A 13,698-nucleotide genomic window follows, 5' to 3' on the forward strand; every position below is an offset into this window, starting at 1 on the left:
GGTTGGGGTTGAAGGGGGTTGGATAGGGGGCGTGGCGCTTGCTGCGCGGGTCCGGGCGTTGGCGGGTTCAGTTCAGCAACAGCAGGCCGAGCAGCCCGAACACGCACACGTACACGGCCAGGCGGAACAGCGGCGGATGCCAGGCGTAGCGATACAGGCCGGCGCGGGCGGCCAGACCGTCGAGCAGCCAGAACACCACGAACAGGGCGGAGGCCAGCACCAGCAGGCCGGGGACGTAGACGCCGCCGATGGAGATTTCAGGAGGTAGCACGGGCAGGCTCCGGGGCAGGGGTGCGGCCGGCGGCGCCGGCCAGCACCGAGTCGGCATCGCGCAGCGCGCTGCGCAGCAGGTGCAGGTGCTCGCGCACCGGCTGCAGCGACGGCGGCACGGCGCCTTCGATGAGGGTCTGGTTCAGCGCGGCGTCCAGGTGCGCCAGCGCGGCGTCGTGGTCGGCCGGCGAGAGGTGTTCGTACAGGCGGCCGATGGCGGCAACGGCGGCGTCGATATGCGCCTCGATGGACGGCGGCACGGCGGCGTCGATGCTGTCGTGGCGCAGCTCGATCAGGGTGCGGCCGGTCTCATGCACCGACAGCGCCCAGGCCAGCAGGGTGCGCGATTCGTCGCTGCCCTGCTGGGTGTGGTTGACCACCTGTAGGAACAGGTCGCGGCTGACGCTCTCGAAGCGCGGCGCCAGTCCGCTCAGCGGTGCGCGCGCGGCCAGCGTGACCTGGCGGCGCAGTTCGATCAGCAGGCGGCGGCGCTGCCCCGGTGTGCCGATCACCGAGGGGATCAGCTGGAAGGCCAGCATCGCCAGCAGGGCGCCGATCCCCAAGGCCACCGCGCCGTTGATGAAACTGGAGGTATCCAGGTTGGGCGCAAGGCCCAGGCCCAGACCCACGACGCTGCCCAGGCACATGCCCAGACTGAGGCCGAACAGCGTGGGCCGGGTCGACAGGTAGACGGCCACCATGAAGAACGGCGCGCTGCCCAGCACCAGCATGCCGAAGCTGTCGATGCGCGGCAGCACCAGGGTGAAGCAGAGGAAGGCCGACAGCAGGCCCAGGAAGATGCCCTTGGTGGTCTGCGCCGCCGCGATATGCGCATTGGCGCCGGAGGCCAGGATCGCGGTGAAGGCGATCACGTTGGCCATGGCGCCGGCGCCGCTGGTCCAGCCGCTCTGCATCCAGGCCAGGCCCAGCACGAAGGTGACCAGGAAGCTGCGCGCCACGGTCACCGCCACCGCGACCCGGTCGGTGGCGTAGTGGAAGCGTATCTGCTCGTTGGCGCGGCGCAGCGGCGCGCTCACGCCCGGCTGTTGCAGGGCGGCGGCGGTGTGGGTGAGGTCGCGCAGTTCGCCGGTCAGGCGCCGCAGCAGCGAGGCGCCGGTGTCGAAGTCGTCCAGCAGCGGCGCGGCCAGGCTGGCGCGCAGCGCGGTCGCGCGCGCCGGCTGCGCCTCGTACGCCGCCTCCAGGCGATCGCTGAGCCGCGCGTAGTCGGCGCCGGCGGCGCGCTCGGCCAGCGCATCGCCGAGCGGGCGATACAGCTGCAGCAGCGCGGCGAAGACCGGGTCGTCGCGATCGCGCTGCTGCAGCCGGTTCATCAAATGATGCAGCGACTGGAAGCGCGTGGAAGCGGCCATGAAGCGCTGGTTGAGCAGACGCATGCGCCGGCTGCGCACGCGCGCCTCCGGGTCCTCGAACACCACCGAGGCGCGCAGGTCCTCCAGCGCCATGCTCTGGCGCACGAAGCGCAGATGCGCCTGCTCGATCTGCGCGCGCGGGATCGTCCCGCGCGTGCCGTCGCGGACGAAGTCCAGGAAGCTGTCCATCAGCGTGGTCGCCGTGGTGCGCAAGCTGTTGCGCAGACGCACCGGGAACACCACGTCGAACACCACCGCGCTGACCAGGATGCCGAGCAGCACCTCGGTCAGGCGCGCGATGGCCAGGTCGAACACGTGCATCGGCGTATTGACCGCCGGCAGGGCGATGATCGCCACGGTATAGCCGGACAGCACGAAGCCGTACGAGCGGAAGTTGCGGAACGCGAGCGCGCCGCCGGCGCACATCCCCACCCACAGCGACAGCGCCAGCAGGAACAGCACCGGCTGCTGCGGGAACAGCGCGGTGATGGTCACCGCCGCGATGCTGCCCACGATCGTGCCCAGCGCGCGGTAGAACGACTTGGCCAGGACCATGCCGCTCTGCCGGTTCATCAGCACGATCACGGTGACCATCGAGGTCGAGGGCGAGGCGAAGCCCATGCGCATGGCGATCCACGCCGCCAGATACATCGACAGCAGCACCTTGAACACGAACAGCCAGGCCGGGCCCTCGCCGCGCAGCACCTCGCGCACCTGCGTGAACAGCGGCACCTTTGCGGGGCTCGCGGCGGCGGGCGTGGCGCTCACTGGGCCTCCTCCACGCCACGCAGCAGCTTGGCCAGCAGCAGCTTGAGCTGCTCCAGCTGATCGGCCTGGAGATGCCGCGTATAGGCCAGCAGCACGGCGCTGATGTCGGGGATGAGGGCGGTCACGCGTGCGCGCCCGGCCTCGGTCAGGCGCAGCAGCCACATGCGCCGGTCGTGCGGGCTGGGCTCGCGTTCGACCAGGCCCTTGTCGACCAGCTGCTGGGTCAGGCGGGTGATGTTGGCCGACTTCTCGCTGGTCGCATCGGCGATCTGCGAGGGGTTGATCGCACCGTCCGGGCTGGCCTCGATCATCATCAGCACGTTGTACTCGGCGTAGGTGAGGCCGTGCTCACGCATGGACTCGTTGCCGTGATCGGTGGTGAGCTTGTAGAGCAGCTTGACCAGGCGCACCACCGTGGCGGCGGGGCGCGGAAAGCCGGGGTGGCGGCGGCTGGTGGCGGCCAGCCCCTGTTCGGTCGCATCGAAGCGGCTGGTGGCGGGAGGGATTCTGTTCACAAGCTAATATTACACTTATGTAGTAAATCCTGCAGTCAACGCCACCTGAACGGGTCAATGGGCCAGGTGCAGTTCTCCCAAGGGTCCAACCAGGCGCGCCGGCACCGAGACCAGGCGCATGCCGGCGTTGATCTGGACCACGAAGTGCAGGTGCGGGGCGGAGGAAAAGCCGGTGTTGCCGGACAGCCCGATACGCTGACCGGCGGCGACCGACTCGCCTGGACGCACCAGGATGCCTTCGGGCTTGAGGTGGGCGTAGAGGGCCATGCTGCCGTCGGCGTGCAGGATGCGGATGAAGTTGCTGCGCCCGCGCAAGGCCTCGCGCTGCGGCCCGCCGTGTTCGAACCCGTCCTGCACCTGCAGCACCACGCCCGCGCGCGCGGCCAGGATCGGCGTGCCCTCGGGCAGGGCGAAGTCCAGCGCGTCGGCGTTCTCCGCATCGTCGTGACTGAAGTGCCCGCCGGGCCCCTGGTCCACGCGCACCGGCGCGTCGAACGGCAGCCGATACGTCGCCTGCAGCGGCCGCGCCTGCGGATCGCCGGGGACCGCGTCGAGCTTGAGCTGGAAATCGCTGCCGGCCTGGGGATCGGCCACGATCAGCGTGGCGACCAGGGCGCGTCCGTGCGCGGGCAGCAGCTTGCGTACCGGCAGCGCGGGCGAGGCGACCACGCCGCGCAGGCGCAGCGCGTCCAGCTGCACCTGGACCGGCCCGGGCAGCGGGTTCTCGACCCAGGCCAGGGTGCGCGTGGGCGTGCGTTCGAGGTGCACGCGGGCGAGGGGGCCATCCGCGGGGTCACGGCTCGCGGCGGGCGCTTGCGGGTTTCCGTCTACAGCGGACGTCGTACGCGCCTGCGCGGCGGCCTGAGGCGCGGGGCGGACCGTGTTCCACCACGGCAGCGCGGCGCGCGTCGGGCCCGGCAGGAGCAGGGCCAGCGCGACGCCGCACGCCGCGCGCCGGATCACGGCAGGCAGCTGCCGCGCAGGCGCAGGGCGCGGGCGATATCGCGCAGGTCGAAGGCGGCGATGGCCTGGTTGTCGTGCTGCACAAACAGCGCGCCGTCCGGGAAGCGCGTCGTGCCCGCCGCGTAGAGCGCCTCGCCATCGGTCTGCGCCACGACCTTGCCGGTGAAGGTGCCCACCGGCGCCAGCGTGTCGCGGCGATAGACCCGGAACAGCGTCGGGGTGAGCTGGTCGGCCGCGATCCACCAGCCGTCGTCCAGATCGCAGTCCCACAGCGCGATGCCCTCGGCATCGGCCAGGAACACCGGCAGGCTGGCGCCGCGGAACCGGCCTTCGAGCGTGTAATCGCGGAAGGTCGAGCCCACGCGCCGGTCCTCGTCGGCGATCAGCAGGCGGTCGTGCGCCGGATCGCCGGCGATCGATTCGACCATGCGCAGCATGCCGGCCTGGCCGGTATCGCCGAAGCTGCCGGCCGCACGCACCTGCAGGCCGCCGTCGGGCTGCAGGTCCACCTCGAAGCGGCGCACGCGCTGGTCCATCTGCTCGCGCGGCGGCAGCTGCCCGGTGCGGAAATCGGCCATGAAGCTGTCGGTGACCAGCAGCTCGAGCAGGTCCGGCGCGGTCTCGCGCAGCCACAGCCCGTAGGGCACCTTGAGCGTGTCGGCGCCGATGAAGCCGCGCGTCTTCAAATCCGGCAGCGACAGCGCCTGCACGCGGTGGTTGTCGCGCTCGGCCACGAACACCGTATCGCCCCACACCGCGATGCCGTTAGGCCGCCCGAACTGGCTTGGCCCCGCGCCCGGCCCGCCGACCGTGCGCAGGCGCTTGCCGCTGTCGGCATCGAACACGATCAGCTGGTTGCTGGCCTTGGCGGTGACGATCACCCAGGCGCCGCCGTCCTCGGTCGGCCAGACCGCCAGCGAGTCCAGCTCTGCCTGGGGCAGCGGTTCGGAGATCCAGGCCTCGCTCACCACCGCGTCGGGCGCGGGCGCCTTCAGCACGGTCTCCGGGGTCGGGCCAGGGGCGGGGCGGGGCAGGCTGGTGCAGCCGGCCAGCAGCAGGCCGGCGAGCAGGAGCAGGGGGGCGCGGTTCATGGGCGGCGATTATGCGCGAGCGCTCCGCGCAGACCGCGTCCATGCGGCAGGCGGAAGGCGGTTTCAGGTGGAAGCATCGCTCCATCGCGATGGAGCGATTGACAACCGCTTCCGGCGCTGGCAACCTGCGCCCACCATCGAGACCGGCAGAGGGACAGGCCCTTTGAAGCCGGGGCAGCCAGCGGGCCGCGCAAGCGCCTCGTGGTCGGTGCCAAATCCTGCGGCGACGCCTACGCGTTTAGACCGAAAGATGGTTCGTACGATGCATCGACGGCATGGCCGTTCGACGCGCACGACGAACGCGAGCTTCCCCGCGAAAGCTCGATGGCCGCTCCTTCCCGGATCCGCCATGAGCCTCGTGAACGCCGCCGCCCTCCCCGAATCCCCCGACGTCGATGCCTGTTGTGCCGGTGCGCAGGTCAGCGCCGTGGCCGCGATCCGCGGCGAACTGCCGGTGGCCCTGGCCCTGCGCCACGCCGGCGCGCGCACGCTGAGCCTGCGCTACGAACTGCACGGCCCGGCCGGCGCGCCGGTGGTGTTCGTGGCCGGCGGCATCTCCGCGCACCGCCACGTCGCCGCCAGCGCGCAGTTCCCCGAGAACGGCTGGGCCAACGATCTGGTCCGCGCCGGCCGCACGCTGGATCCGGCGCGCGTGCGCATCCTGTCCTTCGACTTCATCGGCGCCGACGGCCAGCTCGACGCGCCGATCGATCCGGCCGACCAGGCCGATGCCATCGTCGCGCTGCTCGATGCGCTGGACATCGCCGCGCTGCGCGCCTTCGTCGGCTACTCCTACGGCGCGCTGGTCGGCCAGCACCTGGCCGCGCGGCATCCGCAGCGCGTCGAGCGCCTGGTCGCGGTCAGCGGCGCGCATCGCCCGCATCCGTTCGCCTCGGCCTGGCGCGCGCTGCAGCGCCACGCGGTGGCGCTGGGCCAGCTGCAGTGCGCCGACCAGCAGGGCCTGTCGCTGGCGCGCCAGTTCGCGATGCTGAGCTACCGCACGCCCGAGGAGTTCGGCGAGCGCTTCGACGCCGCGCCCGAGCTGGTCAACGGCCGCGTGCGCGTGGCGGCCGAGGACTACCTGGACGCCGCCGGCGCGACCTACGTCGCGCGCACGCCGGTCACCGCCTTCCTGCGCCTGTCCGAATCCATCGACCTGCACCGCATCGACCCCTCGACCATCGCCGTGCCCACCCTGGTGGTGGCCGTCGAGGGCGACCGCCTGGTGCCGCTGGCCGACCTGGTCACCCTGGTCGAAGGGCTGGGCAAGCGCGGCAGCCTGCGCGTGCTGCGCTCGCCCTACGGCCACGACGCCTTCCTGAAAGAAACCGACCGCATCGACGCGATCCTCGCCACCGCCCTTCGCCCCACCGGAGACACCCCGTGAGCCATTCCTCCCACGACGCCATTCCCTGCAGCGCCGCCACCGCCGCCGTGCGCGCCGGCATCGATCGCGACACCGCCTACGGCGCGGTGACCCCGCCGATCGTGCTGTCGTCCAACTTCTCCTTCGACGGCTTCGGCAACAAGCGCCAGTACGACTACACGCGCAGCGGCAATCCCACGCGCGACCTGCTGGGCGAGGCGCTGGCCGAGCTGGAAGGCGGCGCGGGCGGGGTGATCACCTCCACCGGCATGGGCGCGATCAACCTGGTGCTCAACGCGCTGCTGCAGCCGGGCGACAAGCTGGTGGTGCCGCACGATGCCTACGGCGGCAGCTGGCGCCTGTTCAACGCGCTGGCGGCCAAAGGCCACTTCGAGCTGATCACCGCCGACCTGACCAATCCGGTGTCGCTGGGCGAGGCGCTGGCGGCCTCGCCCAAGCTGGTGCTGATCGAGACCCCGTCCAACCCGCTGCTGCGCATCACCGACCTGCGCCTGGTCATCGAGGCCGCGCACAAGGCCGGGGCCAAGGTGGTGGTGGACAACACCTTCCTGTCGCCGGCGCTGCAGCGGCCGATCGAGTTCGGCGCCGACCTGGTGCTGCATTCGACCACCAAGTACGTCAACGGCCACAGCGATGTGGTCGGCGGCGCGGTGATCGCGCGCGAGGCCGAGCTGCACCAGCAGCTGGTGTGGTGGGCCAATGCGCTGGGGCTGACCGGCTCGCCGTTCGACGCCTTCCTGACCCTGCGCGGCCTGCGCACGCTGGACGCGCGCCTGCGCGTGCACCAGGAGAACGCGTCGGCCATCGTCGCCGCGCTCGACGGCCATGCGGCCGTGGCCAAGGTCTACTACCCGGGCCTGGCCTCGCATCCGGGCCATGCGCTGGCCGCACGCCAGCAGAAGGGCTTCGGCGCGATGATCTCCTTCGAGCTGGACGGCGGCGAGGCGGCGGTGCGCGCCTTCGTCGACGGCCTGCGCTACTTCACCCTGGCCGAGTCGCTGGGCGGCGTGGAGAGCCTGGTCGCGCACCCGGCCACCATGACCCACGCGGCGATGACCCCGGAAGCGCGCGCCAAGGCCGGCATCTCCGACGGCCTGCTGCGCCTGTCGGTGGGCATCGAGCTGGCCGAGGACCTGGTCGCCGACCTGCGCGCCGGCCTGGCCCGCGCCCAGGCGGTGATCGCCCAGGCAAGCCGGAAAACGGTCGACGCATGAGCGCGGTGATCCGCCTGGGCACGCGCCGCGCGCCGCGTCTGGCGCTGCTGGGCACCGGGGTGGTCGGCAGTGCCCTGGTGGGCCGCTATCAGCGCCTGCAGGCGCGCGGCGTGGCGCTGCCGGCGTTCGCCTGGATCGCCAACTCGCGCGGCGTGGTCGAAGGCGAGGGCGATCTGCACGAGGGCCTGGCGCAGCTGCGCGCCGCACCGGCCAATGCGCGCATCGTGCCGCCCTGGGCCGAGGCCGATGCGCTGGACGCCGGCGACATCGTCATCGACGCCACCGCCAGCGATGCCATCGCGCTGCGCCACGCCGAATGGCTGGGCCGCGGCGTGCACGTGGTGACCGCCAACAAGCTCGGCCGCGGCGCCGATCTGCTGCGCGCCCAGGCGATCGCCGAGGCCGCGCGCGAGGGCGCGGCGTGCTACGGCGACAGCGCCACGGTCGGCGCCGGGCTGCCGCTGCTGCGCAGCCTGCGCGCGCTGGTCGCCGGGGGCGATGCGATCGCCTCGGTCGAGGGCGTGCTGTCGGGCTCGCTGGCCTTCCTGTTCCACAGCTTCGACGGCCGCACGCCGTTCTCGGCCTGCGTGCGCCAGGCGCGCGAGGCCGGTTTCACCGAACCGGATCCGCGCATCGACCTGTCCGGCGAGGACGTGCGCCGCAAGCTGCTGATCCTGGCGCGCGCGGCCGGCGTGCCGCTGCAGGTCGGCGATGTGCGGGTCGAGTCATTGGTGCCGCAGGTGCTGGCCAGCGCGTCCGACGCGCAGGTCGATGCGCTGCTGGACACGCTGGATGCGCCGCTGGAAGAGCGCCTACACGCTGCACGTGCAGAAGGCGCGCAGCTGCGGTTCGTCGGACGTTTCGATGCGCGCGGCGCCAGCGTGTCGCTGCAGGCCCTGCCCGCGGGACATGCGCTGTGCGGTGGTGCCGGGACCGATAATCGCGTGGCGATCCACAGTGATCGCTATGCGCAGCAGCCGCTGTTGATCCAGGGGCCGGGCGCCGGCGCCGAGGTCACCGCCGCGGCGCTGCTGGACGATGTGTTGGCCGTGTTGCCGGGTCGGGCCTCACTGGCCGCGTGACGTTGGTGCCGGCGGCCTCAGGCGGTCAGCGATTGCATGCTGTCCGTTGTTCGTTGGCGTATCGGGCGGACAGGGACGGCATGCGCGCGATACCGCGCTTCGGCGCGAACGTTCCGCGCATCGCCGCCTTCCTTGCGCCTTCGCGATGCGTCATGGCTGCGCGCGTCAGTCGCGCGGCAGCAGCCCGTGGGCGTTGCGCGCCGGCGGCGCCAGGCGGCTGAGCTGCAGCTGCTGCAGCACGCGGGGCTCGTGCTCGGCGCTCCAGCCGCTGGCGCTGCTTTCGAAGCACGTGGCGCACACCACGATGCCGTAGCGTTCGATCACACGGCCCGCGTCAGAATCTGGCGCGAAATACAGTTTTTGGTCGCAGCAGAAGCATCTTGCGGTCATGGAATCGGGTAGCACGGCCTGTCCCCTGGCATTGGTTGGAATGCATGGGGAGGGATCGCGCATGGGGCGTGCCAACTTCGCGGGCGAAACTGTGACTTCGCTTCGGATTCGCGCCCAGACATCGAGAAATGCGACGCGGCGCACGCTCGTCATGGCGCCAGCGCCTTCAGCAGCGCCGCATTGAACCGCGCCGGATCCTGCACCTGCGGCGAGTGCCCCAGGTCGTCGAACTCGATCAGCTTCGCGCCCGGGATCGCCGCGGCCGCGCGCTTGCCCAGCACCGGATAGTTGCCCAGCGTGGCGCGGATCTGCGGCGGCGCCTTGCCCTTGCCGATCGCGGTGCGGTCCTTGAGGCCGATGAACAAGGTGGTAGGCACGGCGATCCTGGGCAGCTCGTAGACCACCGGCTGGTTGTAGACCATGTCGTAGGTCAGCGCCTGGTCCCAGGCGTTGATCTCCTTGCCGGCGCCGGCGTAGAGGCCGGCCTGCATGCGTGCCCAACGCTCGAAGGCTGGCTTCCAGGTGCCAGCGTAGTACACGTCCAGCTGGTACTGCTTGATGCTCTCGAAGCTGGTCTTCAGCTCGCCGGCATACCACTGGTCCACGCTCTGGTAGGGCACGCCGACGGCCTTCCAGTCCTCCAGGCCGAGCGGGTCGACCAGCGCCAGGTGGCTGACCTCGCCAGGGAACATCAGCGCATAGCGGATCGCCAGCATGCCGCCCATCGAGTGACCGACGATCACCGCCTTGTCGATGCCCAGACTGGTCAGCAATGCATGGGTGTTGTCGGCCAGCCCGGCCAGCGAGAACTGGTAATGGCGCGGCTTGGACGACTTGCAGAAGCCCACCTGGTCCGGCGCGATCACCCGATAGCCGGACCTAGCCAGGGCCACGATGGTGTCCTCCCAGGTGGCGGCGCAGAAGTTCTTGCCATGCAGCAGCACGGCGGTCTGGCCGTTGGCCTGGCCGGTCGGCGCCACGTCCATGTAGACCATTTCCAGGTCCTGCTGCTGCGCGCTGAAGGCGTAGCGCTGGACCGGATGCGGATAGTCGAAGCCTTCCAGGCGCGGGCCGTAGGCGGGCTGCTGCTGGGCGAGGGCGGGCGCGGCCAGGGCGGCCAGGCACAGGGCCAGGAACGAACGCGGCATGCGCGACTCCAGTGGAGGGACGAGAGGCGCAGCGTAGGCAGGCCCGGGCGAGGCCGCAGTGAGGACCTCGCGCAGGCGTGCCGGCGTGTCCCAGTCCGCGGGACGCACTGGATGACAGGCGCGAGCGCCAGCCGGGAACGCATCAGCGACGGCGCGTCCCCGCGCCGGTCAGCACTCGATGACGTTCACCGCCAGGCCGCCGCGGCTGGTTTCCTTGTACTTGTCGCGCATGTCGCGCCCGGTGTCGCGCATGGTGCGGATCACCTTGTCCAGGCTGACCTTGTGCTTGCCGTCGCCGCGCATGGCCATGCGGCTGGCGTTGATCGCCTTGACCGCGCCCATCGCGTTGCGCTCGATGCAGGGGATCTGCACCAGGCCGCCGATCGGGTCGCAGGTCAGGCCCAGGTTGTGTTCCATGCCGATCTCGGCGGCGTTCTCGATCTGGCTGGTGTTGCCGCCCAGCGCCGCGGTCAGGCCGGCGGCGGCCATCGAACAGGCCACGCCGACCTCGCCCTGGCAGCCGACCTCGGCGCCGGAGATCGAGGCGTTCTCCTTGTAGAGGATGCCCACCGCCGCGGCGGTCAGCAGGAAGTCGAACACGCGCGCCTCGTCGGCCCCGGCGCAGAAGCGGTCGAAGTAATGCAGCACCGCCGGGATGATGCCGGCCGCGCCGTTGGTGGGCGCGGTGACCACGCGCCCGCCGGCGGCGTTCTCCTCGTTGACCGCCAGGGCGTACAGGTTGACCCAGTCCAGCGTGGTCAGCGGATCGCGCATGGCCGCCTCGGGCTTGGAGGACAGCTCGCGGTACAGCGCCGGCGCGCGCCGGCCCACGTGCAGGCCGCCGGGCAGGGTGCCTTCCTGGCGGATGCCGCGCGCCACGCAGGACTGCATGGCGCTCCAGAGCTCGCGCAGGCCCTCGCGGATCTCCTCCGGGCTGCGCCAGACCTGCTCGTTCTCGAACATCAGCTGGGCGATGGACAGGCCGGTCTCGTTGCTGCGCGCGATCAGCGCATCGCCGCTGGCGAAGGGATGCGGCAGGGCGGTCTCGTCGGCGACGATGCGGTCCTCGGCGGCCTCGTCGGCATTGACCACGAAGCCGCCGCCGACCGAGTAGTAGTCGCGCGTGGCGATCACGTTGTCGGCGGCATCGAAGGCGGAGAAGCGCATGCCATTGGTGTGGAACGGCAGCTTCTGGCGCTTGTTCATCACCAGGTCGCGCTTCTCGTCGAAGTCGATGGCGTGCTCGCCCATCAGCCGGATGCGCTTCTCGCCGCGGATGCGCGCCAGGGTGGCGGGGATGATGTCCGGGTCGATCAGGTTCGGGCGGTGGCCTTCCAGGCCCAGCAGCACGGCCTTGTCGGTGCCGTGGCCGCGGCCGGTCAGCGCCAGCGAGCCGAACACCTCGGCGCGCAGCCGCGCGGTACGCGCCAGCTGGCCCGGATCGAGCAGCCAGCGGTGCACGAAGCGCTCGGCCGCGCGCATCGGCCCGACGGTGTGGGAGGAGCTCGGCCCGATGCCGATCTTGAACAGGTCGAAGGTACTGACGGCCACGGTGGATTCCAGGCAGGGGTTGCGTTGATGAGGTCAGCGCGAGGCGCGCGCCTGCGGCGCTGGCGCATCGGGCTGCAGGTGGCGGGCCAGCGCCGCGCGCACGCTGGCGTGGGTGCGGGCCATGTGTTCGTCGTGCAGGCGGCAGGCCTTGATCACGTTGCGCGCCAGGGCCGCATCGGCGATGGCCATGTGCTCGTCCAGCGAGAAGCGCTTGTCGCGCGCGCGCGGCAGCGCGGCGTACCGGTAGCGCTCGGCCTGGTGATAGAACATGTCCTGCAGGCGCAGCAGCCAGGGCGAGCGGCAGGCGCCGAGCAGGGCGCGGTGGAAGGCGAAGTTGCGCGCCTCCAGTTCGTCCAGCACATCGCCCGGCGGCTGGGTGGTGCTGCCGGAGAGGTCGCGTTCGATCGCCGCCAGCGCGTCCAGCGCTTGGACCACCTGCGCCTCCCAGGCCGCATCGCCGTGCAGGATGGAGTCGTTCATCGCCTCGTCCACCACCAGCACGCGCACCTTGGCGATGTCGTCCAGCTCCTGCAGCGACAGCGGCGCCACCCAGAAGCCGCGCTGGTCCGCGCTGACCACCAGCTGCTCGCCGCACAGGCGCGCAAGCGCCTCGCGCAGGGGCGCCAGGCCGATGCCGTAGCGCTGCTGCAGCTCGGCCAGCTTCAGCTTGGCGGCGGCCTTGAGCCGGCCGCGCACGATGTCGTGCCGCAGCTGCTGGTGGATGCGGCTGGCCAGGGTGCCGGTAACGGCGGCGTCCATAAAATCGAAATTATCGGCAGGGATGCGGGCTCGAAATGCATTGTAGGCCAGCCTTACTGCACTTAATTTCGATATTCACGCCCGTCGCCGGATGCGCCCAGGAACCACGCCGCGGCCGACACTCGACGCGGCATCTTCGCGCGGGTTAACTCAGCCGCTCGCCTGCCCGCCACGCCCGCATGACCGACCTGCTGCTCTACCAGCGCGACGACTGCCACCTGTGCGATGCGGCCCTGGCCGTGCTGGCCGCCGCGCGCGTGCCGGAGCCGGCCAGCGTGTTCATCGACGACGATGCCGCGCTGGAGGCGCGCTACGGCCTGCGCGTGCCGGTGCTGCGCGACGCGCGCTCGCAGGCCGAACTGGACTGGCCCTTCACCATCGAAGCGGTGCGCGCCTTCCTGGCGCGCTGAGGGCCCGGCAAACTCAGTGCACTGGCGGCGGCGTATTCGCCTTGATCGGCGTGTACTGCGCGGACACCAGCACCCAGCCCTGCGGCGTGCGTTTGGCGGTGGCGCCCAGGCGCATCGCCATCGCGCGCTCGCCGACCACGTAGTGCAGCTGTGCCGAGAGCACCGCGGCGTCGCCATGCGCGCGCACGACCACCTCGTCCATTGTCACCGGCGGCGCGGCGACCTTCTTGTCCGGCGCGTAGAACGAGAGCACGGCGTCGTGCTCGTCCACCTGGCCCAGCGGACTGATCTCGACGAACGAGGCATCCAGCACCTGGCGCAGTCGGTCCAGGTCGAAGTCGAGTTCGGCCTGCTGGTACTGGCGCAGGGCGTCTTCCGGCGTGGCCGGCAGGGCGGACGGCGCGGCGGCCGTGGGCAGGGACAGCGCGGCGGACAGCAACATCGCGATCAGGGGCGCACGCATGCTCGAAGGCCTGGCAAGGAAAGTGCCGGCACGATGCGCCGCGCGCGCCGGCCCCGCATGGCCGGGAAGTCATGCGCACCTCTGGCCTAGTGCTTCCCCGCATTGTGGGAGCCACAGTCTCTTCAAATCTTGCAGCGGCCTGCCTGTAGCGCGGAGCTTGCGGCGATCTCCTCTTGGGGACTTCGCTGCGCTTCGTTCGGTTCGTGGGGAAGGCCCCAGCGGAGCGAGCTCCGCTCTACAGGTGGGAGCCGCCACGGCGGCGATAGGGCTTTAACGGGAAAGCTTCATCGCCGCCGTGGCTGCTCCCACCAATCCCT

Annotated in this window: 14 protein-coding genes and 1 riboswitch; of the genes, 4 read left to right on the forward strand and 10 right to left on the reverse strand. The window is 71.1% G+C overall.

Annotation, left to right across the window (positions count from 1 at the left end; all coding sequences use genetic code 11):
- Nucleotides 1-67: 67 nt before the first annotated feature.
- From ACFJIT_RS02395 to ACFJIT_RS02415, 5 genes are read right to left on the reverse strand one after another with little or no spacing between them, the layout of a single operon-like run.
- A complete protein-coding gene (locus tag ACFJIT_RS02395; RefSeq protein ID WP_228257865.1) occupies nt 68-271 on the reverse strand; it encodes a DUF1656 domain-containing protein in 204 nt (67 codons plus the stop codon).
- Entirely contained in the window at nt 258-2,408 is a 2,151-nt protein-coding gene (locus ACFJIT_RS02400; RefSeq protein WP_379654914.1) for an FUSC family protein, read from the reverse strand. Before ACFJIT_RS02400 ends, ACFJIT_RS02395 begins: the two co-directional genes overlap by 14 nt.
- Nucleotides 2,405-2,923 carry a MarR family winged helix-turn-helix transcriptional regulator gene (locus tag ACFJIT_RS02405; protein WP_379654915.1) on the reverse strand — a complete coding sequence of 173 codons (519 nt, stop codon included), beginning with the start codon at nt 2,921-2,923 and terminating at the stop codon, nt 2,405-2,407. Before ACFJIT_RS02405 ends, ACFJIT_RS02400 begins: the two co-directional genes overlap by 4 nt.
- Nucleotides 2,924-2,977: 54 nt before the next feature.
- On the reverse strand, nt 2,978-3,856 hold the full coding sequence (locus ACFJIT_RS02410; RefSeq protein ID WP_379655696.1) for a M23 family metallopeptidase: 879 nt from the start codon (nt 3,854-3,856) through the stop codon (nt 2,978-2,980).
- 26 nt (nt 3,857-3,882) lie between these two features.
- Nucleotides 3,883-4,977 carry a phytase gene (locus ACFJIT_RS02415; RefSeq protein WP_379654916.1) on the reverse strand — a complete coding sequence of 365 codons (1,095 nt, stop codon included), beginning with the start codon at nt 4,975-4,977 and terminating at the stop codon, nt 3,883-3,885.
- A 131-nt stretch (nt 4,978-5,108) separates the two neighbouring features.
- Nucleotides 5,109-5,234: riboswitch (SAM riboswitch) on the forward strand.
- 92 nt (nt 5,235-5,326) lie between these two features.
- Between ACFJIT_RS02415 and ACFJIT_RS02420 the strand changes: the two genes are divergently transcribed.
- Genes ACFJIT_RS02420 through ACFJIT_RS02430 form a run of 3 tightly spaced genes read left to right on the forward strand, consistent with a single transcriptional unit; the run spans nt 5,327 to nt 8,660 of the window.
- Complete coding sequence (locus ACFJIT_RS02420; protein ID WP_379654917.1) at nt 5,327-6,364, forward strand: homoserine O-succinyltransferase; 1,038 nt, start codon at nt 5,327-5,329, stop codon at nt 6,362-6,364.
- Complete coding sequence (locus ACFJIT_RS02425) at nt 6,361-7,578, forward strand: O-succinylhomoserine (thiol)-lyase (RefSeq protein WP_130528431.1); 1,218 nt, start codon at nt 6,361-6,363, stop codon at nt 7,576-7,578. Before ACFJIT_RS02420 ends, ACFJIT_RS02425 begins: the two co-directional genes overlap by 4 nt.
- A complete protein-coding gene (locus ACFJIT_RS02430; protein ID WP_379654918.1) occupies nt 7,575-8,660 on the forward strand; it encodes a homoserine dehydrogenase in 1,086 nt (361 codons plus the stop codon). The genes ACFJIT_RS02425 and ACFJIT_RS02430 overlap by 4 nt, the downstream gene beginning before the upstream one ends.
- Before the next feature lie 165 nt (nt 8,661-8,825).
- Here the strand turns inward: ACFJIT_RS02430 and ACFJIT_RS02435 are convergent, their stop codons facing one another.
- The 4 genes from ACFJIT_RS02435 to ACFJIT_RS02450 all read right to left on the reverse strand — a co-directional run bounded on the left by ACFJIT_RS02435 (nt 8,826) and on the right by ACFJIT_RS02450 (nt 12,508).
- Nucleotides 8,826-8,984 carry a hypothetical protein gene (locus tag ACFJIT_RS02435; RefSeq protein WP_165394628.1) on the reverse strand — a complete coding sequence of 53 codons (159 nt, stop codon included), beginning with the start codon at nt 8,982-8,984 and terminating at the stop codon, nt 8,826-8,828.
- A 215-nt stretch (nt 8,985-9,199) separates the two neighbouring features.
- Nucleotides 9,200-10,198: an alpha/beta fold hydrolase gene (locus ACFJIT_RS02440; RefSeq protein ID WP_130561526.1), complete on the reverse strand. Its 999-nt coding sequence runs from the start codon at nt 10,196-10,198 to the stop codon at nt 9,200-9,202.
- A 168-nt stretch (nt 10,199-10,366) separates the two neighbouring features.
- The gene (locus tag ACFJIT_RS02445) at nt 10,367-11,749 is read right to left on the reverse strand and encodes an L-serine ammonia-lyase (RefSeq protein ID WP_130561527.1); all 1,383 of its coding nucleotides are present in this window, start codon (nt 11,747-11,749) and stop codon (nt 10,367-10,369) included.
- A gap of 33 nt (nt 11,750-11,782) precedes the next feature.
- Nucleotides 11,783-12,508 carry a GntR family transcriptional regulator gene (locus tag ACFJIT_RS02450; protein WP_130561528.1) on the reverse strand — a complete coding sequence of 242 codons (726 nt, stop codon included), beginning with the start codon at nt 12,506-12,508 and terminating at the stop codon, nt 11,783-11,785.
- 179 nt (nt 12,509-12,687) lie between these two features.
- On the opposite strand from ACFJIT_RS02450, the gene ACFJIT_RS02455 reads away from it, so the two are divergent.
- Entirely contained in the window at nt 12,688-12,918 is a 231-nt protein-coding gene (locus ACFJIT_RS02455) for a glutaredoxin family protein (protein WP_130524261.1), read from the forward strand.
- A 13-nt stretch (nt 12,919-12,931) separates the two neighbouring features.
- Here the strand turns inward: ACFJIT_RS02455 and ACFJIT_RS02460 are convergent, their stop codons facing one another.
- Nucleotides 12,932-13,381: a nuclear transport factor 2 family protein gene (locus ACFJIT_RS02460; RefSeq protein WP_379654919.1), complete on the reverse strand. Its 450-nt coding sequence runs from the start codon at nt 13,379-13,381 to the stop codon at nt 12,932-12,934.
- Between the last annotated feature and the right edge of the window lie 317 nt (nt 13,382-13,698).

It is taken from the genome of Pseudoxanthomonas sp. UC19_8 (genome assembly GCF_042700505.1).
In the GTDB taxonomy this organism is placed as follows: Bacteria; Pseudomonadota; Gammaproteobacteria; order Xanthomonadales; family Xanthomonadaceae; genus Pseudoxanthomonas_A; species Pseudoxanthomonas_A winnipegensis.